At 45.8% G+C, this 299-nt stretch carries 1 protein-coding gene; it reads right to left on the reverse strand.

From position 1 onward, the window contains the following. The coding region (locus Q0948_RS14880; RefSeq protein WP_298354520.1) for a hypothetical protein at positions 1-299 on the reverse strand (299 nt) is incomplete at both ends.

Consider the following 299-nt stretch of genomic DNA (forward strand, 5'->3'; position numbering starts at 1 on the left):
AAGTCTACCACCATCGTACTCTCACAGTTGCTATCTGTATTAACCGCTCTAGCATAAATGATTTGTGGGTTACTCGTGTTCACATAAGCACTAGGCGTGTCTATTGCATTAACCATCGCCTCTGCATCTGCAAGGCTGGTGTAATAGGTTACAGAGGTTGCAGTCACACCTCCAGTAATCATAGCATTCTGCTGAGTAAGGTCAAAGGTGGCCTCATCTTGGTTAGGCGCAACATTAATCCCAAGATCATCGGCACACTGTACTATATTATCTGCTGGAGATACCTCTGGACGGCTCTC

The organism is uncultured Dokdonia sp. (assembly GCF_947496725.1).
Taxonomy (GTDB): domain Bacteria; phylum Bacteroidota; class Bacteroidia; order Flavobacteriales; family Flavobacteriaceae; genus Dokdonia.